General features: G+C 71.3%; 21 protein-coding genes and 1 riboswitch. Of the genes, 18 read left to right on the top strand and 3 right to left on the bottom strand.

Features of this window, described 5'->3' with window-relative positions; genetic code table 11:
* Positions 1-298 precede the first annotated feature (298 nt).
* The 13 genes from hpnC to KJK29_RS04150 all read left to right on the top strand — a co-directional run bounded on the left by hpnC (position 299) and on the right by KJK29_RS04150 (position 14,226).
* Positions 299-1,201, top strand: a complete 903-nt coding sequence (gene hpnC / locus KJK29_RS04205; RefSeq protein ID WP_215117292.1) for a squalene synthase HpnC — start codon at positions 299-301, stop codon at positions 1,199-1,201.
* Positions 1,198-2,148 carry a presqualene diphosphate synthase HpnD gene (gene hpnD / locus KJK29_RS04200; protein WP_215117290.1) on the top strand — a complete coding sequence of 317 codons (951 nt, stop codon included), beginning with the start codon at positions 1,198-1,200 and terminating at the stop codon, positions 2,146-2,148. The genes hpnC and hpnD overlap by 4 nt, the downstream gene beginning before the upstream one ends.
* Positions 2,145-2,549, top strand: coding sequence for a DUF6380 family protein (locus KJK29_RS39340; RefSeq protein WP_370869114.1), 405 nt, complete (start codon positions 2,145-2,147; stop codon positions 2,547-2,549). Before hpnD ends, KJK29_RS39340 begins: the two co-directional genes overlap by 4 nt.
* Positions 2,546-3,958 carry a hydroxysqualene dehydroxylase HpnE gene (hpnE, locus tag KJK29_RS04195; protein WP_215117288.1) on the top strand — a complete coding sequence of 471 codons (1,413 nt, stop codon included), beginning with the start codon at positions 2,546-2,548 and terminating at the stop codon, positions 3,956-3,958. Before KJK29_RS39340 ends, hpnE begins: the two co-directional genes overlap by 4 nt.
* A gap of 77 nt (positions 3,959-4,035) precedes the next feature.
* Positions 4,036-5,100 (top strand): polyprenyl synthetase family protein, encoded by a 1,065-nt coding sequence (locus KJK29_RS04190; RefSeq protein WP_215124140.1) that lies wholly within the window; start codon positions 4,036-4,038, stop codon positions 5,098-5,100.
* Positions 5,101-5,222: 122 nt separating this feature from the next.
* On the top strand, positions 5,223-7,256 hold the full coding sequence (gene shc, locus KJK29_RS04185) for a squalene--hopene cyclase (protein WP_215117286.1): 2,034 nt from the start codon (positions 5,223-5,225) through the stop codon (positions 7,254-7,256).
* Positions 7,256-7,897: a phosphorylase family protein gene (locus KJK29_RS04180; RefSeq protein ID WP_215117284.1), complete on the top strand. Its 642-nt coding sequence runs from the start codon at positions 7,256-7,258 to the stop codon at positions 7,895-7,897. The genes shc and KJK29_RS04180 overlap by 1 nt, the downstream gene beginning before the upstream one ends.
* A 5-nt stretch (positions 7,898-7,902) precedes the next feature.
* On the top strand, positions 7,903-8,934 hold the full coding sequence (hpnH, locus tag KJK29_RS04175; RefSeq protein ID WP_215117282.1) for an adenosyl-hopene transferase HpnH: 1,032 nt from the start codon (positions 7,903-7,905) through the stop codon (positions 8,932-8,934).
* Positions 8,931-10,088 (top strand): flavodoxin-dependent (E)-4-hydroxy-3-methylbut-2-enyl-diphosphate synthase, encoded by a 1,158-nt coding sequence (gene ispG / locus KJK29_RS04170; RefSeq protein ID WP_215117280.1) that lies wholly within the window; start codon positions 8,931-8,933, stop codon positions 10,086-10,088. Before hpnH ends, ispG begins: the two co-directional genes overlap by 4 nt.
* A gap of 28 nt (positions 10,089-10,116) precedes the next feature.
* Positions 10,117-12,012: a 1-deoxy-D-xylulose-5-phosphate synthase gene (dxs, locus tag KJK29_RS04165; protein WP_215117278.1), complete on the top strand. Its 1,896-nt coding sequence runs from the start codon at positions 10,117-10,119 to the stop codon at positions 12,010-12,012.
* On the top strand, positions 12,009-13,424 hold the full coding sequence (locus KJK29_RS04160; protein ID WP_215117276.1) for an aspartate aminotransferase family protein: 1,416 nt from the start codon (positions 12,009-12,011) through the stop codon (positions 13,422-13,424). The genes dxs and KJK29_RS04160 overlap by 4 nt, the downstream gene beginning before the upstream one ends.
* A gap of 80 nt (positions 13,425-13,504) precedes the next feature.
* Positions 13,505-14,110 carry a helix-turn-helix domain-containing protein gene (locus KJK29_RS04155; RefSeq protein WP_215117275.1) on the top strand — a complete coding sequence of 202 codons (606 nt, stop codon included), beginning with the start codon at positions 13,505-13,507 and terminating at the stop codon, positions 14,108-14,110.
* Positions 14,107-14,226 (top strand): DUF6126 family protein, encoded by a 120-nt coding sequence (locus KJK29_RS04150; RefSeq protein ID WP_037834720.1) that lies wholly within the window; start codon positions 14,107-14,109, stop codon positions 14,224-14,226. Before KJK29_RS04155 ends, KJK29_RS04150 begins: the two co-directional genes overlap by 4 nt.
* A 14-nt stretch (positions 14,227-14,240) precedes the next feature.
* On the opposite strand, the gene KJK29_RS04145 is transcribed toward KJK29_RS04150, so the two are convergent.
* Positions 14,241-15,038, bottom strand: a complete 798-nt coding sequence (locus KJK29_RS04145) for a tyrosine-protein phosphatase (RefSeq protein ID WP_215117273.1) — start codon at positions 15,036-15,038, stop codon at positions 14,241-14,243.
* A gap of 179 nt (positions 15,039-15,217) precedes the next feature.
* Between KJK29_RS04145 and KJK29_RS04140 the strand changes: the two genes are divergently transcribed.
* The 4 genes from KJK29_RS04140 (at position 15,218) to KJK29_RS04125 (ending at position 20,545) form a co-directional block, all read left to right on the top strand.
* A complete protein-coding gene (locus tag KJK29_RS04140; protein WP_215117271.1) occupies positions 15,218-17,293 on the top strand; it encodes an alpha-galactosidase in 2,076 nt (691 codons plus the stop codon).
* 331 nt (positions 17,294-17,624) lie between these two features.
* A riboswitch (cyclic di-AMP (ydaO/yuaA leader) is annotated at positions 17,625-17,781 on the top strand.
* Between the two features lie 4 nt (positions 17,782-17,785).
* Positions 17,786-18,709 carry a M23 family metallopeptidase gene (locus tag KJK29_RS04135; protein ID WP_215117269.1) on the top strand — a complete coding sequence of 308 codons (924 nt, stop codon included), beginning with the start codon at positions 17,786-17,788 and terminating at the stop codon, positions 18,707-18,709.
* A gap of 188 nt (positions 18,710-18,897) precedes the next feature.
* Complete coding sequence (locus KJK29_RS04130) at positions 18,898-19,614, top strand: DUF6250 domain-containing protein (protein ID WP_215117268.1); 717 nt, start codon at positions 18,898-18,900, stop codon at positions 19,612-19,614.
* 145 nt (positions 19,615-19,759) lie between these two features.
* Positions 19,760-20,545, top strand: coding sequence for an SGNH/GDSL hydrolase family protein (locus tag KJK29_RS04125; RefSeq protein ID WP_215124139.1), 786 nt, complete (start codon positions 19,760-19,762; stop codon positions 20,543-20,545).
* Positions 20,546-20,581: 36 nt separating this feature from the next.
* Here the strand turns inward: KJK29_RS04125 and KJK29_RS04120 are convergent, their stop codons facing one another.
* Both KJK29_RS04120 and KJK29_RS04115 read right to left on the bottom strand, forming a co-directional pair.
* Positions 20,582-21,190: a TetR/AcrR family transcriptional regulator gene (locus tag KJK29_RS04120; protein ID WP_215117266.1), complete on the bottom strand. Its 609-nt coding sequence runs from the start codon at positions 21,188-21,190 to the stop codon at positions 20,582-20,584.
* A gap of 75 nt (positions 21,191-21,265) precedes the next feature.
* The gene (locus tag KJK29_RS04115) at positions 21,266-22,444 is read right to left on the bottom strand and encodes a Glu/Leu/Phe/Val dehydrogenase dimerization domain-containing protein (RefSeq protein ID WP_215117264.1); all 1,179 of its coding nucleotides are present in this window, start codon (positions 22,442-22,444) and stop codon (positions 21,266-21,268) included.
* Between the two features lie 138 nt (positions 22,445-22,582).
* Between KJK29_RS04115 and KJK29_RS04110 the strand changes: the two genes are divergently transcribed.
* Positions 22,583-23,848: an MBL fold metallo-hydrolase gene (locus KJK29_RS04110; protein ID WP_215117262.1), complete on the top strand. Its 1,266-nt coding sequence runs from the start codon at positions 22,583-22,585 to the stop codon at positions 23,846-23,848.
* The last annotated feature ends 157 nt before the right edge of the window (positions 23,849-24,005 follow it).

The raw sequence follows: 24,005 nt of genomic DNA, 5'->3' as shown, positions 1-24,005 counted from the left end.
CGTCAACTCCGGTCCATCTCAGGAAGCTTGGGGCCAATCGGTGTGTTCTCGTGATGTGCGGGACACCCTGGCGGACCGCGACACGTTGTACAACGTAAGCTGTACAGGTCCCGAAACACGGCAATCAGGGCGATAATGCGCGACACCGCCCGTCGGGCAGCCGTGCGGACGGCTGGGCGGCGTGTCCGAAATAGTGTGTATTGGGTCGGCAGTGTAGAACGGGAGATGTGACGGCGATGGCTACGGATACTCCCCAGCTCCACGCAGCACGTGCCGTCCCCGCGCCGGGCAGCCGGCGGTGACGGGAACCGGCACGGCGCGCGCCCTCGACCCGGAGCGCGGCACCCTCGACAAGGCCGCGGGCGAGAACTTCCCCGTGGCCCCCTTCTTCCTGCCCCGGGCCTGGCGCACCGACCTCATGGCCGTCTACGGCTTCGCCCGCCTGGTCGACGACATCGGCGACGGCGACCTCGCCCCCGGTGGCGGCGACGCCCGGCTGCTCGGTGTGTCCCCGCAGGAGGCCGAGGACCGGCTGGTCCTGCTGGACGCCTTCGAAGCCGATCTGCGCAGGGTCTTCGACTCGACCCCGCGCCACCCCCTGCTGCGCCGTCTCCAGCCGACCGTGCGGCGCTGCTCGCTGACCCCCGAGCCGTTCCTCGGCCTGATCGCCGCCAACCGCCAGGACCAGCTCGTCAGCCGGTACGAGACCTATGACGACCTGCTCGCCTACTGCGAGCTCTCGGCCAACCCCGTCGGCCGGCTCGTCCTCTCCGTCACCGGCACCTCGACGCCCGAGCGGATCCGCCGCTCCGACATGATCTGCACGGCCCTGCAGCTCGTCGAGCACCTCCAGGACGTGGCCGAGGACCTCGGCCGTGACCGTGTCTACCTGCCCGCCGCCGACCTGAAGCGTTTTCACGTCCAGGAGGCGGATCTCGCCACGAAATCCGCCGGAGCGTCGGTCCGTGCGCTGATTGCGTACGAAGCGCGAAGGGCCCGGGATCTCCTGAATGAAGGCGCCCCCCTGGTGGGTAGCGTCCACGGCAGGCTGAAGCTGCTGCTCGCGGGGTTCGTGGCGGGGGGAAGGGCGGCCGTCCACGCGATCGCCGCCGCCGAATACGACGTACTTCCCGGCCCGCCCAAGCCCGGCAAGGTCCGGTTGCTGCGTGAGGTGGGCGTGACTCTGCGAGGAGAGGGGTGATCCGGACCGTGGAGTCGGAACCACACGCGTCCCCACCGGTACTCGCCGCCTACAGCTACTGCGAGGCCGTCACCGGGCGGCAGGCCCGTAACTTCGCCTACGGCATCCGGCTGCTGCCGACGCCTCAGCGCCGCGCGATGTCGGCGCTGTACGCGTTCTCGCGGCGGGTCGACGACATCGGTGACGGCGAGCTCGCCCACGACGTCAAGGTCGCGAGGATGGAGGAGACCCGGGCGCTGCTCACCCGGATCCGTGCGGGTGAGGTCGACGAGGACGACATCGACCCCGTCGCCGTCGCCCTCACACATGCCGCCGGGGCCTTTCCGATCCCTCTGGGCGGCCTGGACGAGCTCATCGACGGCGTCCTGATGGACGTCCGCGGCGAGACCTATGAGACCTGGGACGACCTGAAGATCTACTGCCGCTGTGTCGCGGGCGCCATCGGGCGTCTCTCCCTCGGTGTGTTCGGCACCGAGCCGGGGGCGCGCGGCGTCGACCGCGCGCCCGAGTATGCCGACACGCTCGGTCTTGCGCTCCAGCTCACCAACATCCTGCGGGACATCCGCGAGGACGCCGTGGGCGGGCGCACCTACCTGCCTGCCGACGACCTCGCCAAGTTCGGCTGCTCGGCCGGCTTCAGCGGACCGAAGCCACCGGAGGGCTCCGACTTCGCGGGCCTCGTGCACTTCGAAGTACGACGGGCCCGCGCCCTCTTCGCCGAGGGCTACCGGCTGCTCCCCATGCTCGACCGCCGCAGCGGCGCCTGTGTCGCCGCCATGGCCGGCATCTACCGCCGCCTCCTCGACCGCATCGAACGCGACCCGGAGGCCGTCCTGCGCGGCCGCGTCTCCCTCCCCGGCCGCGAGAAGGCCTACGTCGCGGTACGCGGCCTGTCCGGCCTCGACGCCCGGCACGCGACGCGACGGGCCGTCAGGAGGCGTGCGTGAGGGAGGAACGGGGCCAGGGGGAGACCACCGACGACGAGGCACACGCCTGCCGTCCAGCGTCGACGGGCACACCCGCATGCGCTCGGCGTGCCTGCCGGGGGACCCGCGACGGGTTGGGCGGCTTCGGCGTCGCGGCGCGCGCTCCGCGTGCCTGCCGGGAGGTCCGGCCGGGGCCTTCCCCGCGCCGCCGCCGGGGATCTGCCGCGGTCCTCGGCGCCGGGCCGGGCGGTCACGCCGGAGCGCCGGCGGCAGCAGGGCGCGGCTACGACGCCCCCCTCCGCCCCACCGTCGGAGACAAGCGGTGGGCAACCCTCCGGCGCGGGGCGGCGTCCCTGACTGAGATGGTCGGCCGTGCGTCGTTCGAGCCGCACGGCCGCCGCGCGGGGGAGGGTGCGCGATGACCCACGGCACGCGGTCCCAGGGGCCGGTCGCGGACGGGCGGCATGCCGTCGTGGTGGGCGGTGGGCTCGCCGGTGTCACCACCGCGCTCGCGCTCGCCGACGCCGGAGTGCGTGTCACGCTGCTGGAGGGCAGGCCGCGCCTCGGCGGACTGGCCTTCTCCTTCCAGCGCGGTGAGCTGACCGTCGACAACGGCCAGCATGTGTACCTGCGCTGCTGCACCGCCTACCGCTGGTTCCTCGACCGCATCGAGGGCGCGGCGCTGGCTCCGTTGCAGGACCGGCTCGACGTACCCGTCCTGGACGTCGCGCGGCCCGAGGGACGCCGGCTCGGCAGGCTGCGGCGTGACGCGCTGCCCGTGCCTCTGCATCTGGGGCGCAGCCTCGCCACCTACCCGCACCTCTCGCTCGCCGACCGCGCCAAGGTGGGCCGGGCCGCGCTCGCGCTCAAGGGACTCGACCTCGCCGATCCGGCGCTGGACGCGCAGGACTTCGGCAGCTGGCTGGCCGCGCACGGCCAGTCGGCCCGTGCCGTCGAGGCCCTGTGGGATCTCGTCGGGGTCGCCACCCTCAACGCGGTCGCGGGCGACGCCTCCCTGGGGCTCGCCGCGATGGTGTTCAAGACCGGACTGCTCTCCGACCCGGGCGCGGCCGACATCGGCTGGGCCCATGTCCCGCTCGGCGAGCTGCACGACCGGCTGGCCCGCAAGGCCCTCGACTCCGCGGGCGTCCGCACCGAGATCCGGACACGAGTCACCTCCGTCGTAGAGAACGCGGACGGCGGGTGGAGCGTCCAGGTGCCCGGCGAGACGCTGGAGGCGGACGCCGTGGTGTTCGCCGTACCGCAGCGCGAGGCCTACGACCTGCTGCCCGAGGGCGCCCTGGACGCCCCCGAGCGGCTTCTGGAGATCGGCACCGCGCCGATCCTCAACGTCCATGTGGTGTACGACCGCAAGGTGCTCGCCCAGCCCTTCTTCACCGCCCTCGGCTCCCCGGTGCAGTGGGTCTTCGACCGCACCGAGGCGTCCGGGCTGCGCGAGGGGCAGTACCTCGCCCTGTCCCAGTCGGCGGCCCAGGACGAGATCGACGAGCCCGTGGCCGTGCTGCGCGAGCGGTATCTGCCCGAGCTGGAGCGGCTGCTGCCCCTGACCCGCGGCGCCGAGGTGAAGGACTTCTTCGTCACCCGGGAGCGCACCGCGACCTTCGCTCCCACCCCCGGCGTCGGGCGCCTCAGGCCCGGCGCCCGCACCAAGGCATCCGGCCTCTACCTGGCCGGAGCGTGGACCGCCACCGGGTGGCCCGCGACCATGGAGAGTGCGGTCCGCAGCGGCGTCGGCGCGGCGGACGCCGTGCTGGGCGCCCTGGGCCGGCCCCGCCCACGTCACCTCTTCGAGTTCGAGGAGGCGGCGTGATGCTCGATCACCAGCACCACACGGCAGGCGGCCCCCGCACCTCCGGTACCGCAACAAGAGGAGAGACTGTGCCCACTGTGCCCCCGGCCTCGAAGGCCGCTCGAGAGACCGCGGTGGACGTGGCCGCGCTCCTGGAGCGCGGTCGGACCCTGGCCATGCCGGTACTGCGGGCGGCCATCGACCGCCTGGCACCTCCCATGGACACTGTTGCCGCCTACCACTTCGGATGGATCGACGCCCAGGGCAGGCCCACGGCGGGGGACGGTGGCAAGGCCGTACGCCCCGCCCTCGCGGTGCTGTCCGCCGAGGTCATGTCCGCCGCCCCCGAGACCGGCATCCCCGGCGCCGTCGCCGTGGAACTCGTCCACAACTTCTCCCTCCTCCACGACGACCTGATGGACGGCGACGAGCAGCGCCGTCACCGCGACACGGTCTGGAAGGTGCACGGCCCCGCCCAGGCCATCCTGGTCGGCGACGCCCTGTTCGCCCTCGCCAACGAGGTACTCCTCGAACTCGGCACCGTCGAGGCCGGCCGCGCCACCCGCCGTCTGACCACCGCCAGCCGGGCCCTGATCGACGGTCAGGCCCAGGACATCTCCTACGAGCACCGCGACCGCGTCACCGTCGAGGAGTGCCTGGAGATGGAGGGCAACAAGACCGGCGCCCTGCTCGCCTGCGCCAGCTCCATCGGCGCCGTCCTCGGCGGCGCCGACGACCGCACCGCCGACACGCTGGAGAGGTACGGCTACCACCTGGGCCTCGCCTTCCAGGCCGTCGACGACCTCCTCGGCATCTGGGGCGACCCGGTCTCCACCGGCAAGCAGACCTGGAGCGACCTGCGCCAGCGCAAGAAGTCACTGCCGGTCGTGGCCGCCCTCGCGGCGGGCGGCTCCGCCTCCGAGCGGCTCGGCGAGATCCTCGCAGCCGACGCCGAGAGCAGCGACGTCGAGAACTTCTCCGAGGAGGAGTTCGCGGCCCGCGCCGCCCTCATCGAGGAGGCCGGCGGCCGCCAGTGGACCGCCGACGAGGCTCGCCGTCAGCACACCATCGCCATCGAAGCCCTCGACGCCGTCGACATGCCCGACCGGGTCCGGGACCAGTTCGCGGCGCTCGCCGACTTCGTCGTCGTACGAAAGAGATGATCACTATCGGCCGAATAGCCCTCGCGTAGTCGCCGGCCGGTGCCGCGAGACAGCACGGAGCACCGGCCGACGGCGGACCCACAGCAGCTGCACACCTTGCACCACTGCACGAAGGGGAAGCCATGACAGCGACGACCGACGGAAGCACCGGGGCCCTGCCACCCCGCGCCGCCGCGGCCAGCGAACACGACACCGACATCCCCGCGGCGGCCGGGGTACCAGAAGCCGCCGCACGCGCCGCCCGGCGTGCCACCGACTTCCTGCTCTCCCGCCAGGACGCCGAGGGCTGGTGGAAGGGCGACCTCGAGACCAACGTCACGATGGACGCCGAGGACCTGCTGCTCCGTCAGTTCCTCGGCATCCGCGACGAGAAGACCACCCGGGCCGCCGCTCTCTTCATCCGCGGCGAGCAGCGCGACGACGGCGCCTGGGCGACCTTCTACCGCGGCCCCGGCGAGCTCTCCGCCACCATCGAGGCCTACGTAGCCCTCCGCCTGGCGGGCGACGCGCCCGACGCGCCCCACATGGCCAGGGCCTCAGCCTGGATCCGCGAGCGGGGCGGTATCGCCGCCGCCCGGGTCTTCACCCGGATCTGGCTCGCGCTGTTCGGCTGGTGGAAGTGGGAGGACCTGCCCGAACTCCCGCCGGAGCTCGTCTGGTTCCCGAAGTGGATGCCGCTCAACATCTACGACTTCGGCTGCTGGGCCCGGCAGACCATCGTCCCGCTGACGATCGTCTCCGCCGAGCGGCCCGTACGCCCCGCGCCCTTCCCGCTCGACGAGCTGCACACCGACCCGGCCACCCCGAACCCCGCCAAGCCCCTTGCGCCGATGGTCAGTTGGGACGGCGCCTTCCAGCGTATGGACAAGGGCCTGCACGCCCTGCGGAAGGTCGCCCCGCGCCGGCTGCGCAGAGCCGCCATGAACAGCGCCGCCCGCTGGATCGTCGAACGGCAGGAGAACGACGGCTGCTGGGGCGGCATCCAGCCGCCCGCCGTGTACTCGATCATCGCCCTGCACCTGCTCGGCTACGACCTCCAGCACCCCGTGATGCGGGAGGGGCTGGCGTCCCTGGACCGGTTCGCCGTGTGGCGTGAGGACGGGGCCCGGATGATCGAGGCCTGCCAGTCGCCGGTCTGGGACACCTGCCTCGCCGCGATCGCGCTCGCCGACGCCGGACTGCCCGCCGACCACCCCCAGTTGGTGAAGGCGGCGGACTGGATGCTGGGCGAGGAGATCGTCAGACCCGGCGACTGGTCCGTCAAACGGCCCCAACTTCCGCCCGGGGGCTGGGCGTTCGAGTTCCACAACGACAACTACCCCGATATCGACGACACCGCCGAGGTGATCCTGGCGCTCCGCCGGATCACCCACCACGACCCGGAGCGGCTGGAGAAGGCCATCGGGCGCGGACTGCGCTGGACCCTCGGCATGCAGTCGAAGAACGGCGCGTGGGCCGCCTTCGACGTCGACAACACGAGCCCCTTCCCGAACCGGCTGCCGTTCTGCGACTTCGGCGAGGTCATCGACCCGCCCTCCGCCGACGTCACCGCGCACGTCGTCGAGATGCTCGCGGTGGAGGGACTCGCCCACCACCCGCGCACCCGGCGCGGCATCGAATGGCTGCTGGCCGAACAAGAGCCGGACGGCTCGTGGTTCGGGCGCTGGGGCGTCAACTACGTCTACGGCACCGGATCCGTCGTACCCGCCCTGGTCGCCGCGGGCCTGCCCGCCGCGCACCCGGCGATCCGGCGGGCCGTGACCTGGCTGGAGTCGGTCCAGAACGACGACGGCGGCTGGGGCGAGGACCTGCGCTCCTACCACGACGTCAAGGAGTGGAGCGGCAAGGGCGCCTCGACCGCCTCCCAGACCGCGTGGGCCCTGATGGCCCTGCTCGCGGCGGGGGAGCGGGACTCCAAGGCCGTCGAACGCGGCGTCGAATGGCTCGCCGCCACCCAGCGGGCCGACGGCTCCTGGGACGAGCCGTACTTCACCGGGACGGGCTTCCCGTGGGACTTCTCGATCAACTACCACCTCTACCGGCAGGTGTTCCCCCTCACCGCGCTCGGCCGCTACGTCCACGGGGAGCCCTTCGCCGACCGGCACCAGGGGAGCGGGGAGGCCGCGAGGCCGTACTCCAAGGCCAAGGGGAGCTGATGAGCACCCAGCCGGCCTCGGTCCCGCTGCTGATCGCCTGCGCGCTCGGCATCGAGCAGCTCGCCCTGCGCGCCGGCGGCCGAGGCGGTGCCGACGGACCGGTCACCGTGCTGCGCACGGGCATGGGGCCGGCGGCGGCCGAGCGGTCCGTCACCCGGATGCTCGCCGATCCGGCCCTGCACGACGCCGCCGTACTCGCCACCGGCTTCTGCGCGGGTCTCGCACCCGGCATGCACCCGGGCGACCTGGTCGTCGCCGAGGAGACCCGCGACCCGCGCGGTACGACCGTCTGCGTCGGGACCGAACTGCTGGTCAAGGAGCTGACCCGGGCCGTACCCGGGCGGACCGTGCACACCGGGCCGCTCACCGGCTCCGACCACGTCGTACGCGGGCCCGAACGGTCCGCTCTCCGCGCCACCGGCGCAATCGCCGTCGACATGGAGTCCGCCGTCACGCTTCTGAGCGCCGTGCGCGCGGGCGAGCGCCCGGTTGCGGCCGTCCGGGTGGTCGTGGACGCTCCTGAACATGAACTCGTCCGGATCGGCACGGTGCGCGGTGGAATATCGGCTTTCCGTGTCCTTCGTTCCGTCCTTCCCGCTTTCTTCGAATGGCACCGTTCCTTGCTGCTCCCCCGGAGGTGAGCCAGATGGCCATGCCGCTTCGACAGTCCATCAAGGTCGCTACATATTTGGCTGAACAGAAGATCCGCCGGCGGGACAAGTTCCCGCTGATCGTCGAGCTGGAGCCGCTGTTCGCCTGCAACCTCAAGTGCGAGGGCTGCGGCAAGATCCAGCACCCGGCCGGGGTGCTCAAGCAGCGGATGCCGGTCGCGCAGGCGGTCGGAGCGGTGCTGGAGTCCGGTGCCCCCATGGTGTCCATCGCCGGTGGCGAGCCCTTGATGCACCCGCAGATCGACGAGATCGTGCGTCAGCTGGTGGCGAGGCGGAAGTACGTCTTCCTGTGCACCAACGCGCTGCTCATGCGCAAGAAGATGGACAAGTTCAAGCCCTCCCCCTACTTCGCCTTCGCGGTGCACATCGACGGGCTGCGCGAGCGGCACGACGAGTCGGTGGCGAAGGAGGGCGTCTTCGACGAGGCCGTGGAGGCCATCAAGGAGGCCAAGCGGCGCGGCTTCCGGGTGACCACCAACTCGACCTTCTTCAACACCGACACCCCGCAGACCATCATCGAGGTGCTGAACTTCCTCAACGACGACCTCCAGGTCGACGAGATGATGATCTCGCCCGCCTACGCCTACGAGAAGGCCCCCGACCAGGAGCACTTCCTCGGCGTCGAGCAGACCCGCGAGCTGTTCAAGAAGGCCTTCGCGGGCGGCAACCGGCGGCGCTGGCGGCTCAACCACTCCCCGCTCTTCCTGGACTTCCTGGAGGGCAAGGTCGACTTCCCGTGCACCGCGTGGGCGATCCCGAACTACTCGCTGTTCGGCTGGCAGCGCCCCTGCTACCTGATGAGCGACGGGTATGTGCCGACGTACCGGGAGCTGGTCGAGGACACCGACTGGGACAAGTACGGCCGCGGCAAGGACCCGCGCTGCGCCAACTGCATGGCGCACTGCGGCTACGAGCCCACCGCCGTGCTCGCCACCATGGGATCGCTGAAGGAGTCCCTGCGCGCCCTGCGCGAGACGGTCTCCGGGAACCGGGAGCAGATGCCATGACCGCCATTTCGCTGGGTGTCCCCGAGGTACCGGCCCGGCCGATCGCCGAGCGGCGCGTCTCGCGCCGGATCGAGGTCGGTCCGGTGGCGGTCGGGGGCGGGGCCCCGGTGTCGGTGCAGTCGATGACGACGACCCGTACGTCGGACATCGGCGCCACCCTGCAGCAGATCGCCGAACTCACCGCGTCCGGCTGCCAGATCGTCCGGGTCGCCTGCCCGACCCAGGACGACGCGGACGCGCTCGCGACCATCGCGCGCAAATCGCAGATCCCGGTGATCGCGGACATCCACTTCCAGCCGAAGTACGTGTTCGCGGCCATCGAGGCGGGCTGTGCGGCCGTCCGCGTCAATCCCGGCAACATCAAGCAGTTCGACGACCGGATCAAGGAGATCGCGCAGGCCGCAAAGGACCACGGCACCCCGATCCGGATCGGCGTCAACGCTGGGTCGCTGGACCGGCGCCTCCTCCAGAAGTACGGGAAGGCGACCCCGGAGGCACTGGTCGAGAGCGCGCTGTGGGAGGCCTCGCTGTTCGAGGAGCACGGCTTCCGGGACATCAAGATCTCCGTCAAGCACAACGACCCGGTCGTGATGATCGAGGCGTACCGGCAGCTCGCCGAGCAGTGCGATTACCCGCTGCACCTGGGAGTGACCGAGGCGGGACCGGCGTTCCAGGGCACGATCAAGTCGGCCGTGGCGTTCGGCGCACTGCTCTCGCGCGGCATCGGCGACACGATCCGGGTGTCGCTGTCGGCCCCGCCGGCCGAGGAGGTCAAGGTCGGCATCCAGATCCTGCAGTCCCTGGGCCTCAGGGAACGCAGGCTGGAGATCGTCTCCTGCCCCTCCTGCGGACGCGCCCAGGTCGATGTCTACAAGCTCGCCGACGAGGTCACGGCCGGACTCGACGGCATGGAGGTGCCGTTGCGCGTCGCCGTCATGGGGTGTGTGGTCAACGGACCCGGCGAGGCGCGGGAGGCCGATCTGGGGGTGGCCTCCGGCAACGGCAAGGGGCAGATCTTCGTCAAGGGCGAGGTCATCAAGACCGTCCCCGAGTCGAAGATCGTCGAGACGCTGATCGAAGAGGCGATGAAGATCGCCGAGCAGATGGAGCAGGACGGCACGGGGCCGGGGGAGCCGGCCGTCACCGTGAGCTGAGCACCACGGAATTCGAAGGGGGCCCGACGTGACGATTCTGGAGACCATCCGGGGACCACGCGACCTGAAGGCGCTGTCCGAGGCGGAACTCGGTGAACTGTCCGAGGAGATCAGGGAGTTCCTGGTGCACGCGGTAGCCAGGACAGGCGGCCATCTGGGCCCCAATCTGGGCGTGGTGGAGCTGACCGTCGCCCTGCACCGGGTCTTCGAGTCACCGGTGGACCGCATCCTGTGGGACACCGGCCATCAGAGCTATGTCCACAAGCTGCTGACGGGACGCCAGGACTTCTCCAAACTGCGCGGCAAGGGCGGCCTGTCCGGCTACCCCTCGCGCGAGGAGTCCGAGCACGACGTCATCGAGAACAGCCACGCCTCCACGGCCCTCGGCTGGGCCGACGGGCTCGCCAAGGCCCGACAGGTGCAGGGGGAGAAGGGCCATGTCGTCGCGGTCATCGGCGACGGCGCCCTGACCGGCGGCATGGCCTGGGAGGCGCTGAACAACATCGCCGCCGCCAAGAACCGGCCGCTGATCATCGTCGTCAACGACAACGAACGCTCCTACGCCCCCACCATCGGCGGCCTCGCCAACCACCTCGCCACCCTGCGCACGACCGACGGTTACGAACGGGTCCTGGCCTGGGGCAAGGACGTACTCCAGGGCACACCCCTGGTCGGCCCCACCCTCTACGAGGCCCTGCACGGCGCCAAGAAGGGCTTCAAGGACGCCTTCGCCCCCCAGGGCCTCTTCGAGGACCTCGGCCTGAAGTACGTAGGCCCGATCGACGGGCACGACATCAAGGCCGTCGAGTCCGCCCTGCGACGCGCGAAACGCTTCCACGGGCCGGTCCTCGTCCACTGCCTCACCGAGAAGGGCCGCGGCTACGAACCCGCCGTCGCCCACGAGGAGGACCACTTCCACACCGTCGGCGTCATGGACCCGCTGACCTGCGCACCGCTCTCACCGGCCGGCGGTCCCTCCTGGACCTCCGTGTTCGGCGACGAGATCGTCAGAATCGGCGAGGAGCGGGAGGACGTGGTGGCGATCACCGCCGCCATGCTGCATCCGGTCGGCCTCGGCGCCTTCGCCGAGCGGTTCCCGGACCGGGTGTGGGACGTCGGCATCGCCGAGCAGCACGCGGCCGTGTCCGCCGCGGGCCTGGCGACGGGCGGACTGCACCCGGTCGTCGCCGTCTACGCCACCTTCCTCAACCGCGCCTTCGACCAGCTCCTGATGGACGTGGCCCTGCACCGCTGCGGGGTGACCTTCGTCCTGGACCGGGCCGGGGTCACCGGCGTCGACGGGGCCTCCCACAACGGCATGTGGGACATGTCCGTCCTCCAGGTCGTGCCCGGTCTGCGGATCGCCGCGCCCCGGGACGCCGACCAGCTACGGCTCCAGTTGCGCGAGGCGGTCGCCGTCGACGACGCCCCGACCCTGCTGCGCTTCCCGAAGGAGTCCGTCGGCCCGTCGGTCCCGGCGCTCGACCGGGTGGGAGGACTGGACGTGCTGCACCGCTCCTCACAGCCCCAGGTCCTCCTGGTGGCCGTGGGCGTGATGGCGCCCGTCTGCCTCCAGGCCGCCGAACTGCTCGACGCCCGCGGCATCGGCTGCACCGTCGTCGACCCCCGCTGGGTCAAGCCCGTCGACCCGGCGCTCCCGGGCCTCGCCGCCGCACACCGCCTGGTCGCCGTCGTCGAGGACAACAGCCGCGCGGCCGGGGTCGGCTCGGCCGTGGCGCTGGCCCTCGGCGACGCCGACGTCGACGTACCGGTACGGCGTTTCGGCATCCCGGAGCAGTTCCTCGCCCACGCCAAGCGCGGCGAGGTGCTCGCCGACATCGGCCTGACCCCCGTCGAGATCGCCGGACGGATCAGCGGAAGCCTCGCCGTCACGCAAGAGCTGTCCAAGGAGCCACTGGAATGACAACCGCCGAGTCCGCGTCGGAGCCGTCGCAGGCCGGGGAGTTCGACCTCGGCAAGCTGCTGGCCGAGCGCGGGGCCGAGCGCTACGAGCTGCACACCAGGTACCTCAACCACCAGCTCCCGCGCATGCTGCACACCATCGGCTTCGACAAGGTCTACGAGCGCGCCGAGGGCGCCTACTTCTACGACGCGGACGGCAACGACTACCTCGACATGCTCGCCGGGTTCGGGGTGATGGGCATCGGCCGCCACCACCCCGTCGTCCGCAAGGCCCTGCACGACGTCCTGGACGCGCGGCTCGCCGACCTCACCCGGTTCGACTGCCAGCCGCTGCCCGGCCTGCTCGCCGAGAAGCTGCTCGCGCACAGCCCGCACCTGGACCGGGTGTTCTTCGGCAACAGCGGCACCGAGGCCGTCGAGGGAGCGCTGAAGTTCGCCCGGTTCGTCACCGGCAGACCCAGGGTCCTGTACTGCGCGCACGCCTTCCACGGCCTGACCACCGGCTCCCTGTCCGTGAACGGTGAGTCCGGCTTTCGCGACGGCTTCGCCCCGCTGCTGCCCGACACGGCCGTACCGCTCGGCGATCTCGACGCGCTGGAGCGGGAGCTGAGGAGGGGCGATGTCGCCGCCCTGATCGTCGAGCCGATCCAGGGCAAGGGCGTGCTGACGCCCCCGCCCGGCTATCTGCTCGCCGCGCAGGAACTGCTGCACCGGCACAAGGCGCTGCTCATCGCCGACGAGGTGCAGACCGGCCTCGGCCGGACCGGCGACTTCTACGGCTACCAGCACGAGGACGGTGTGGAGCCCGACCTGGTGTGCGTGGCCAAGGCGCTCTCCGGCGGCTATGTCCCGGTCGGCGCCACGCTCGGCAAGGACTGGATCTTCAAGAAGGTCTACTCGTCCATGGACCGGGTCCTGGTCCACTCGGCGAGCTTCGGCTCCAACGCGCAGGCCATGGCGGCGGGCCTGGCCGTGCTGTCCGTGATGGAGAACGAGCAGGTCGTGGCCAATGTCCGGGCCACGGGCGAGCGGTTGAGGTCCCGGCTGGCCGCACTGACGGACCGGTACGAGATGCTCGCCGACGTCCGCGGCCGGGGCCTGATGATCGGCATCGAGTTCGGCCGGCCGAAGTCGCTGAAGCTGCGCGGCCGCTGGGCCATGCTCCAGGCCGCACGCAAGGGACTGTTCGCGCAGATGGTCGTCGTACCGCTGCTCCAGCGGCACCGGATCCTCACCCAGGTCTCCGGCGACCACATGGAGGTGATCAAGCTGATCCCGCCGCTGATCATCGGCGAGCGGGAGGTGGACCGCTTCGTCGACGCCTTCACCGCCGTGATGGACGACGCGCACAACGGCGGTCTGGTGTGGGACTTCGGGAAGACCCTGGTCAAGCAGGCGGTGGCCAACCGATAGGCGCCGGGGCGCCGGCTCCCGCCTTTTGCCCCTGAGGCAAGAAAGTTGCCGCAGGGGCAAGGCTCCGGCTGAATGGAGGCATGAGCGACTCCGAACAGTCGGGCGCGCTGCCCGCCGTGGCCCCGCAGCTGCGCGCGCTGCGGCGCCAGGCCTCCCTGACGCTGGAGGCCGCGGCCCGCGCCGCCGGGCTGTCGCCCGCCCACCTCTCCCGTCTGGAGACCGGACAGCGCCAGCCCTCACTGCCGATGCTGCTGGCGCTCGCCCGCGTCTACGGTACGACCGTCTCCGAACTGCTCGGTGAGACGGCCGCCGACCGGGACGCCGTGGTCCGCGCAACCGACATGGAACCGACCACAGCGGGCGGCTGGACCTATTGGCAGGCCGGCGCCTCCGGGCGCGGGATGCAGGCCCTGCGGGTCCATGTGCCGCACGGCTCCCAGGGCGACATCGTGCGCGTCCACCCGGGCGAGGAGTGGCTCCATGTGCTGCGCGGCCGGCTGCGGCTGCGCCTCGGGGACACCACGTACCGGCTCACACCCGGCGACAGCGCCCACTTCGACTCGCTCACCCCGCACCGGATCGCCGCCGAGGACCACGACGGCGTCGAACTGCTTTTCGTGCACACCCTGTTGCAGAGTCCCACGGCCACCCTGTGCCTGGGCCCCACCCCTGGAGAGACGCCTTGAGCGACATGGAGGAGAAGTTCCCGCGCGCCCTGTGGGTGCGGCTGTTCATCTACCTCGTGATGGGGCATGTCTTCGCCGCGTTCGTCTATTTCCTCTTCGAGGCGGGGGCCCGCTAGCCCGTGCCCCGGCCTCAGTCGAGAAGCCGCTCGCGCAGTCGCTCCCGGGTCTCCGGGGCGAGCTCCAGCCCCTTCTCCAGATAGGCGTCGACGCCGCCCCAGGTCTCCTCGACGGTGTCGAGGGCCGCCGTCAGATACTCGGCGCGCGCGTCGAACAGGGGGCTGAGCAGCTCCATGACCTCGGGGGAGTAGGCCGAGTCGGAGGAACCGCTGCGCCGCACCTTGTAGCGGCGGTGCTTCGCGTTCGACTTCAGATAGTCCTCGACGATCGCCTCGCGCTCGACGCCCACCGCGAGCAGCGTCACGGCGATCGACAGACCCGCGCGGTCCTTGCCCGCCGCGCAGTGCATCAGCGCGGGGACGCTGTCCTCGGCGAGCGAGTGCAGCACCTTGGAGTGCTCGGCGGTGCGGTGCTTGATGATCGTGCGGTAGGAGGCGATCATCCGGGCCGCTCCCTTGCCGTCCGAGAGGATCGCGCGCAGCTGCTCCAGGTCGCCGTCGCGGACCAGCTTCCAGAACTCGGCGCCGTCGGCGGGGTCGCTCAGCGGCAGGTTCACATTGCGCACACCCGGCAGCTCGACGTCCGGCCCTTCGAGCTTCTGGTCGGCCTCGTTACGGAAGTCGAAGATCGTGTGCAGGCCCAGCGTGGTCAGGAAGGCGGCGTCCTCACCGGTCGCGTGCGCGAGGTGCCCGCTGCGGAACAGCACTCCCTCGCGCACCCGCCGACCGTCCACGGTCGGCAGTCCGCCCACATCACGGAAGTTGCGCACTGCGGCCAGTTCGGGTTCGGTCGACGGGACCTGCTGCGTCACGGGGGCTCCTCCCACACGGCGCCGTCGGCGCGGCTCGTCGACGGGCACCACTCGACGATACGACATGCCTGCCAGGGGCAATGAGTTGTCCACAGGCGTTGCCCGGAGCACCCGACGCCCTTGATGATGTTCGTGCCTGGTCGCACCTGGTCGGGCTTGTTCGAATCTGTGAGGGCTTGATGCTGGAGATCTCCGAAGACGGTCGTACATGGGTGCTCTCGGGGCCGGCCAGCAGTTACGCCGTCCATGTCACCGACCGGGACGAGCTGCTGCACCTGCACTGGGGCGCCCGGATCGGCCTCGCCGACGCCGAGGCCCTGGCCGTCCATCCGCTGCCGGACTACTGGGCCTTCGAGTCCCCGCTCGACGGACGCGAGGAGTACCCGGTCGAGGGCGGCCCCCGCTTCACCCGGCCCGCCCTGTCCCTGCGCACCGCCGAGCGACGCGGCACCGAGTGGTCCTTCGAGGGCCATGACACCGGCGACGGCGAGCTGCGGCTCCGCTTCCGTGACGGCGATCTGGCCGTCACGTTGCACTACCGGATGCGCCCCTCGGCCGATGTCGTCGAGCGCTGGGTGACCCTGGAGAACCAGGGGCCGGACGTCGAGGTCCTGCGCGCCGACTCCGCCACCTGGACCCTGCCCGACCGTGACACCTGGCGGCTGTCCCAGCTCCACGGCCGCTGGGGCGCCGAGTCCCGGCTGACGCGCTCCGCCCTCACCTACGGCGAGAAGGTCATCGGCAGCCGCCGCGGTCACACCTCCCACCAGCATCTGCCCTGGGTCGCGCTCGACACCGACGCGACCGAGGAGCGAGGGGAGGTCTACGGCTGCGCCCTCGGCTGGTCCGGGTCCTGGCGGATCGCGGTCGCCCAACTCCCGGACGCGCGCGTGCAGATCACCGGCGGGGCCGGACACGACGACTCGGGCCTGCTGCGGCTGGGCACGGGCGAGTCGTACACGACCCCCGTCTTCGCCGGGCTCTGGAGCGACGGCGGCTTCGGCGGGGCGAGCCGCGCCTGGCACGCCTGGCAGCGCGACCATGTCGTCCCGGACGCGGACCGGGACCGGCCGGTGCTGTTCAACTCCTGGGAGGCCACCGAGTTCGACATCTCCGAGGAGCAGCAGCGGGCCCTCGCCGAGCGGGCCGCCGCCATGGGTGTCGAGCTGTTCGTCGTCGACGACGGCTGGTTCGGGTCCCGGACCAGCGACCGGGCCGGGCTCGGTGACTGGACGCCCAACCCCGACCGCTTCCCGGGCGGGCTGAAGCCCCTCGCCGACCAGGTGCACGGGCTCGGCATGCGGTTCGGGATCTGGGTCGAGCCGGAGATGGTCAACGCGGACAGCGACCTGTACCGCGCGCACCCCGACTGGGTGCAGTACCAAGCGGGACGAAAGCGGACGGAATTCCGCAATCAGCTGGTGCTGAACCTGGCCCGCGAGGACGTCCAGGAGTACCTGTGGGAGCAGCTCGACGGGCTGCTCTCCAGCGCGCCGATCGACTACGTCAAGTGGGACTTCAACCGCTGCTTCAGCGACGCCGGGTGGCCGGACGACCCCTACCCGCAGCGACTCTGGGTTGACCACGTCCGCGCTCTGTACGCCCTGCTGGACCGGCTGCGGGCGGCCCACCCCGGGGTGGCCTTCGAGTCCTGCTCGGGAGGTGGCGGCCGGATCGACCTCGGGGTGCTGGCCCGTACGGACCAGGTGTGGACCTCCGACAACACCGACCCGCTCGACCGGCTCGCCATCCAGCACGGCTTCAGCCAGATCCATCCGGCCCGGGTCATGGCCGCCTGGGTCACCGACAGCCCGAACGCCATGCTCAACCAGCGGGCCAGCTCCCTGCGGTTCCGGTTCGTCAGCGCGATGGCCGGGGTGCTCGGGGTGGGCGGCGACCTCACCCGGTGGACGGCGGAGGAGCTCGCCGAGGCGCGGGAGTGGGTCGGGCTCTACAAGGAGATCCGGCCTGTGGTGCAGCGCGGCGACCTGTACCGGCTGCGGCCCCCGGAGGGCGGCCTGAGCGCGGTGCAGTACGTCCTCGGGGACGAGACCGTCGTCCTCGCCTGGCTGCAGGCGCAGCGCTACGGCGAACCCGTCCCGCCGCTCCGGCTGCGGGGCCTCGACCCGACAGCGACGTACGAATGCCCCGAAACGGGCGAAGTTCACCGAGGGGCCGTACTGGCCCATCACGGACTTCGAGTCGGCCTGCGCGGCGACCTGGATGCCGCGGTCGTCCGCCTTCGGCGCAAGTAGCTGTTCTGTCCGAATTCGGTGATTAGGGAACTAAAGGTAGTTCAGGTGTTTCGGTATAACGTGCCCCGATCGTAAAGGAGATGAGGTCGGGGTGCGTGACCATCGTCATATTCGTGACGATGTGTTGTCGTCATGTTCACGTAATTCTTGCGGTATTCAGGGGCCTTGAGGAAAAACGGAGATCGTGAATCCACGCTCGGTGACGGGAAATGTGGCGACGCGTCAAGAGAAACGCCTTCACAGGCAACCGCAAGCTTGTCCCATTGCGTCTCGGTCGCTTACGTTCCACACCAATCCGGACGGACGCCTAATCCTGCCGCCGCCCGGAGCCCGCACACACTCACCCGTGTATGGCAGGAGCGGGGGACCCACAGGTACGACGCCTGTTCCGGTTCCCGGAACGGCTTGGGGTACAGCCGCACTTCGGTGCGGCCGGGCATCTCCAGCCCGCACCCGACAGCTCACCTCGCAGGCGCCGGAGAGGAATCCGCCATGCCCGCGAAGGGTAAGCATCGCCGCCCGAAGTCCCAGCGTTTCACCCGCTCCATAGCCGTCGCCGGAACCGGCGGGGCCGCCCTCGCCCTTCCGCTCATGGGGGCCGCCGGCGCCCACGCCGCGACCCCGCAGTCGGCTCCGGAAAAGGCCGTCCAGTCCGCTCCGGCCGCCGAGAAGAAGGCCGCCGAAAAGGCCACCGGCGCCCACACGTACACCGTGAAGGCCGGTGACTATCTCGCGAAGATCGCCGACGACCAGCACGTCAGCGGCGGCTGGAAGAAGCTCTACGACGACAACCGTGACGTGGTCGGTGCCGACCCGGCCCTGATCCACCCCGGTCTGAAGCTCTCGGTCGGCAAGAAGGCGGCGAGCGAGCCCAAGACGCAGCCGTCCGCGCCGAAGGCCGCCGAGAAGCCGAAGGCGTCGGCTGAGAAGTCGTCCGCCTCCGAGTCCTCCGCGAAGGGCGGCACCGCCGCGAAGCCCGCCGCCGCCAAGCCGGCCGCCGAGGCCTCCGGCTTCAGCCTGCCGGTCGACGGCGCCTCCGTCGGCACGCCGTACCACATGTCCGGAAGCATGTGGTCCAGCGGCTACCACACCGGTGTCGACTTCGTCGTCCCGACCGGCACCTCGCTGAAGGCCGTCGGCCCGGGCACCGTCGTCTCCGCCGGCTGGGGCGGCGCGTACGGCAACCAGGTCGTCATCCAGCTCGAGGACGGCAAGTACGCGCAGTACGCCCACCTGTCCCAGCTCTCCGTCTCGGCCGGCCAGACCGTGACGGGCGGGCAGCAGATCGGTCTGTCCGGTGCGACCGGCAACGTGACCGGACCGCACCTGCACTTCGAGATCCGCACCTCGCCCGACTACGGCTCGGACGTGGACCCGGTCGCCTACCTGCGCTCGCACGGCGTCTCCGTGGGCTGACCGATCGCACGACCACCTGCCTGACACGCGGCCGAAGGCCGGACCCCGATCCCCGGGTCCGGCCTTCGGTGTGTGCGGCCGTCGATCGCCTCTCGCCCCAAGGGCCTCAAGGGATCGACAGGAAGCGGCAGTTGGGACACAGTGATCCCGTCGTGAGTGCAAGCGCTTTCTCAAGGAGTCCGTGTCCCGTGCCGACCACCCGCAGAACGTTCGGAGCCCTGGCCACCGGAGCCGCCCTGGCCGCCCTCGCCCCGGCGGCGGCCGCGAACGCCGGGCCCCGTCACCGCCGCCTCATCGCCCACGACGACTTCTGCCACGGCCTCGCCCAGTGGGCGACCGAACTCCAGGGCGGCGGCACCGTCACCGCGTCACGCGGCGTGCTGGACATCGACGTACCGAGCGGAGCGACCGTCTGGTTCAGACGGCGCCTCGAAGGGCCGTACGTCCTCGAATACACCGCCACGCCCGTCTCCGAGGGCGGGGTCAACGACCGGGTCTCGGACCTCAACAACTTCTGGAACGCGACGGACGTCCGCTCCCCGGGGGACCTCTTCGCCACGCCGCGTGGCGGGGCGCTGGAGGAGTACGACCACCTGACCACGTACTACGCCGGGTACGGCGCCAACCACAACACCACGACCCGGCTGCGGCGTTACGTCGGCCAGGCCGGTGTGCGTCCCCTCCTCTACGACTACACCGAGCCGCTGCTGGTCCCGGGCGAGCCGAACCGGGTCCGGATCGTCTCCGACGGGTCGACGGTGCGCTGGTGGAACAACGGGCGGCTCGTCTTCGACTACACCGATCCACAGCCGTACACGAGCGGGCACTTCGCCTTCCGGACCGTGTGGAGCCATTTCCGGATCACGGGATTCCGGGTCTGGGGACTCACCCCGCAACATCCCTAGGGGGTGGCCTATTCCGGAGTTGGCGAACACTTTAGGAGTGGCTTATCTCACCGCCCGTCAACCCCTTCCTACGGTCGCGTAGGTCACATTCGAGGGTGAAGTATGAGCTGCTGTGGCAGACGATTCGAAGAGTGACAGCAGAGCAGTGATCGGGTCGTACGTGGCGGTGGGGGACAGCTTCACCGAGGGCGTCGGCGATCCCGGCCCCGACGGGGCGTTCGTCGGCTGGGCCGACCGGTTCGCCGTGCTGCTCGCCGACCGCAGGCCCGAAGGCGACTTCCGGTACGCCAATCTCGCCGTACGCGGAAAGCTCCTCGACCAGATCGTGGCGAACCAGCTTCCGAGGGCCGTCGACATGGCCCCGGACCTCGTCTCCTTCTGCGCCGGGGGCAACGACATCATCCGGCCCGGCACCGACCCGGACGAGGTGGCCGAGCGGTTCGAGGCGGCCATCGCGCAGCTCGCCGCGGTGGCCGGCACGGTGATGGTGACGACCGGGTTCGACACCCGTGGCGTGCCCGTGCTCAAGCATCTGCGCGGCAAGATCGCCACGTACAACGGGCATGTCCGGGCCATCGCCGACCGGTACGGCTGCCCGGTGCTCGACCTGTGGTCCCTGCGCAGTGTCCAGGACCGCCGGGCCTGGGACGCCGACCGGCTGCACCTGTCGCCCGACGGGCACACGCGCGTGGCGCTCCGGGCGGGTCAGGTGCTCGGCCTCGAGGTACCGGCCGACCCCGAGCAGGAGTGGCCCCCGCTGCCGCCCCGCGGCACCCTCGACATCCGGCGGGACAACGTCCACTGGGCACGCGAGTTCCTGGTGCCGTGGATCGGACGCCGGCTGCGCGGGGAGTCGTCGGGCGACCATGTGACGGCCAAGGGCGCGCTGTCGCCGGCGGACATCAGGATGCGGATCGACTCCGTGGCGTGAGTGCGGCCGGGGTGGGGGTGCCAGGGTGCGACCGGCTCACGGCAAGGCCGCCGAGTCCAGACCCAGTTCGCGGGACAGCGCGTCCTCCACCCACTCCTGCGCCCGCGCCCGCGGCACCGCGCCCTCGTAGGACGTCAGCTGCACGGCGAGGCCGTCGAGGAGGGCGGTGAGGCGCAGGGCCGTGCCGTGCGGGTCGGGGCAGTGGAACTCGCCGGCCGCCACGCCCTCCGCGATGACCTCGGCGATGGCGGCCTTCCACTGCCGGTCGAGGTCCTGGGCGACCTCCCGCAGCGCCGGCTCCCGCAGTGCCGCCGCCCAGCCCTCGATCCACAGCCGCCAGCCCTTGGCCTGGCCCGTCGGGGCGTACCACCGTACGGCCGACCGCAGCCGGCGCAGCGCCGACGTACGGCGGCCCAGCAGCTTGCCCAGGTGCGCGAGGTCGCCCTCCGCCGCGTGCCGGAACGCGGCGGCCACCAGCTTTTCCTTCGTCGAGAAGTGATAGAGGACCAGCGCGTTGCTCACCCCGAGCGCCGAGGCGATGTCGGCGATCCTGACCGCCGTCACGCCCCGTGCCTCGATCTGCTCGACGGCGGCCCGCAGCAGATCACCGCGCCGTTCCGCCACGCTCAACCGGACTCTCGTCACGCCGTCACCCTACACACGCGCGTGCACCCCCTTGACGTGTGGATTCGGCCGGTCCGGAGGCGGGTTCGACGTGCGTCAGCGGTACCAGCCGAAGCGCTCCGCGATCACCGGCAGCCGGTCCGCCGCGATCGCGTGCGCGGCGGCTCGCGGTGTCGTCCCGTCGGCCTGCGCCCGGGCCAGCATCCGCTCCACCAGGGCCCGCATCGAGCCGCGGGTGTGGGCGAACGCCTCCTCCGCGTCGGCGCCGATGTCCCCGAAGAGCGTCCACCACCACCAGGCGTTCGTCCCGGAGTTGACCACCACGTCCGGCAGCACGGTCACCCCGCGCGCGGCCAGCAGCAGCTCCGCCTCCGGTCGTACGGGCATGTTGGCCGCCTCGACGACCCAGCGGGCGGTGATCCGCTCCTGGTTCCCGGAGTCGATCGCGTACGAGACGGCGGCGGGCACCAGGACGTCCGTGTCGGCCGACAGCCACGCGTCGCCGGGCAGTTCGCGGTCGCCGGGCCGCAGCGCTGAGCGGTCCACGGTGCCGTGGGCGTCCCGAGCGGCGAGCAGCGCCTCGACGTCCAGGCCCGCCGGGTTGGCGATCGTGCCCTTGAGGTCGGCGACGGCCACGATCGTGAGCCCCGCGCGCGTGAGGAAGCGGGCGGTCGCCCCGCCCATGGTGCCCAGCCCCTGGAGGGCGACCCGCGTGCCCGTGTACGGCACCCCGGCCCGGTCCAGGGCCGTGAGGGCGGACTCGGCCACACCGCAGCCGCCGACCAGCTCGTCGAGACCGAGGCCGTCCACCTCGACCGCGAACGCGTCCCGGAGCCGCCGCCGTGCCTCGGCCTCGTCGTCCAGCAGGGGATACACGGCCTGTATGGAGGAGACCAGCCCCGCCTCGGCGGCGGCCCGGTCCACCAGGTCCTGGGTCAGCCCGAGGTCCTCGCCCGTCGTCCAGCAGCTCTCGATGTACGGCCGCATCGCGCGCAGGTAGCGCACGAGCAGGGGGTAGGCCTGCGGGTCCCGGGGGTCGCAGTCGATGCCGCCCTTCGCGCCGCCGAGCGGGACGTAGCGGCTCTCGGGGTCGTAGTGCAGGGCCTCCTTCATGGTCATCCCGCGGGCCAGGCCGGTGACCTCCTCCAGGGTGCAGCCCGCGCGCATCCGCAGACCGCCGCTGGCGACACCGCGCACCAGCCGGTCGACGACCAGAAAGCCCTGGTGACCGGTGAGGTGGTCGGTCCAGGTGAGGGACAGCAGGGGGTCGGCCATACGGGCTCCTTCGCCGGGGTCGCTGAAGGTGTTACTGAATCATCGGTCAGTATGACCCTCGGAGGGACCCCTGTGCCCCGGTGTTGTCGGAGGGGCCGACCATAATGGAAAGCCTGACCGACTCCACCTGGAGGTACCGTGGCCGGTTTCCGTCCCCTGAGCACCGGGCTCCGTGCGCTGCGGCCCGGGGCGTTCGGCGCGGATCCGCGCGGTGAGCGCATGGCGCGCATCCGCAGATCGCCCCACTTCAAGGACGGGGTCTTCCAGAACCCCGGCGGCCCCGCGCGCACCCGGCCCTCGGGCTCCACCCTGGACTTCGCGAAGGTCTTCTTCGACAAGGAGACCCGGCCCCGCCGCAGTCCCCAGGGCACGGTGCCGCTGCACTCCACCACCCTCGCCGACATCGCCCGGCCCCCGGCCACGGGCCTGCGGCTGACCTGGATGGGGCACTCCAGCGTGCTCGCGGAGATCGACGGCCGCCGGGTCCTGTTCGACCCGGTGTGGGGCGAGCGCTGCTCCCCGTTCCCCTTCGCCGGGCCCAAGCGGCTGCACCCGGCGCCCCTGCCGCTGGCCGCGCTCGGCCCGGTCGACGTCGTGGTCATCTCGCACGACCACTACGACCACCTGGACATGCCCACCATCAAGGCCCTGGCGGGCACGGACACCCTGTTCGCCGTGCCGCTGGGCGTCGGCGCGCACCTGGAGCACTGGGGCGTCTCCGCCGACCGGCTGCGCGAACTGGACTGGCACGAGACCACGAAGATCGGCGGCCTCGCCCTGACCGCCACCCCGGCCCGGCACTTCTGCGGCCGGGGCCTGCGCAACACCCAGCACACCCTCTGGGCCTCCTGGGTCGTCGCCGGGGAGTCGCACCGGATCTACCACAGCGGCGACACCGGCTACTTCGACGGATTCAAGGAGATCGGCGCCGAGCACGGACCGTTCGACGCCACGATGATCCAGATCGGCGCGTACTCGGACTTCTGGCCCGACATCCACATGACCCCCGAGGAGGGCATGCGCGCCCACCTCGACCTCCAGGGCGGACCGGAGCACGGCCCGATGCTGCCGATCCACTGGGCCACCTTCAATCTGGCCACCCATCCGTGGGCGGACCCCGGTGAGGGCACGGTCGCGGCCGCCCGCGCGGTGGGCGCCCGGATCGCCCTGCCCCGCCCCGGCGAGCCCTTCGAGCCGACAGCGGAAACCGTCCCGTCCGAGCCGTGGTGGCGTGGGGTGGCGCTCGCCCCGGAGGGTGGATTCCCGGCCGGGGAGGCCCTCGCCGACGCCGCGATCAAGACCGCGTCGGACGCGGCAGCCATGGCCCAGGCCGATACGGAGGGTGACGGCCGGGGAGGGTCGGCCAAGGGTACGGAGAACCCCGAGACGCTCCCGGCGGGCTGACGGGGGCCGGACGGGAAGTAGACGGCGAGGGCCGAGGAGCTGAAGGCTCCTCGGCCCTCGCCGTTTCCGTGTGACCGCTTCTGACCAGGTCGGATCGTGTCGTGTCCATTCATGGCCGGGTGCGCGACGGGGATATCGGTCTGTCGTACGAGACCTC

Origin of the sequence: Streptomyces koelreuteriae, from assembly GCF_018604545.1 — a bacterium.
GTDB lineage: Bacteria > Actinomycetota > Actinomycetes > Streptomycetales > Streptomycetaceae > Streptomyces > Streptomyces koelreuteriae.
This window is presented reverse-complemented; position numbering and strand designations above follow the sequence as displayed.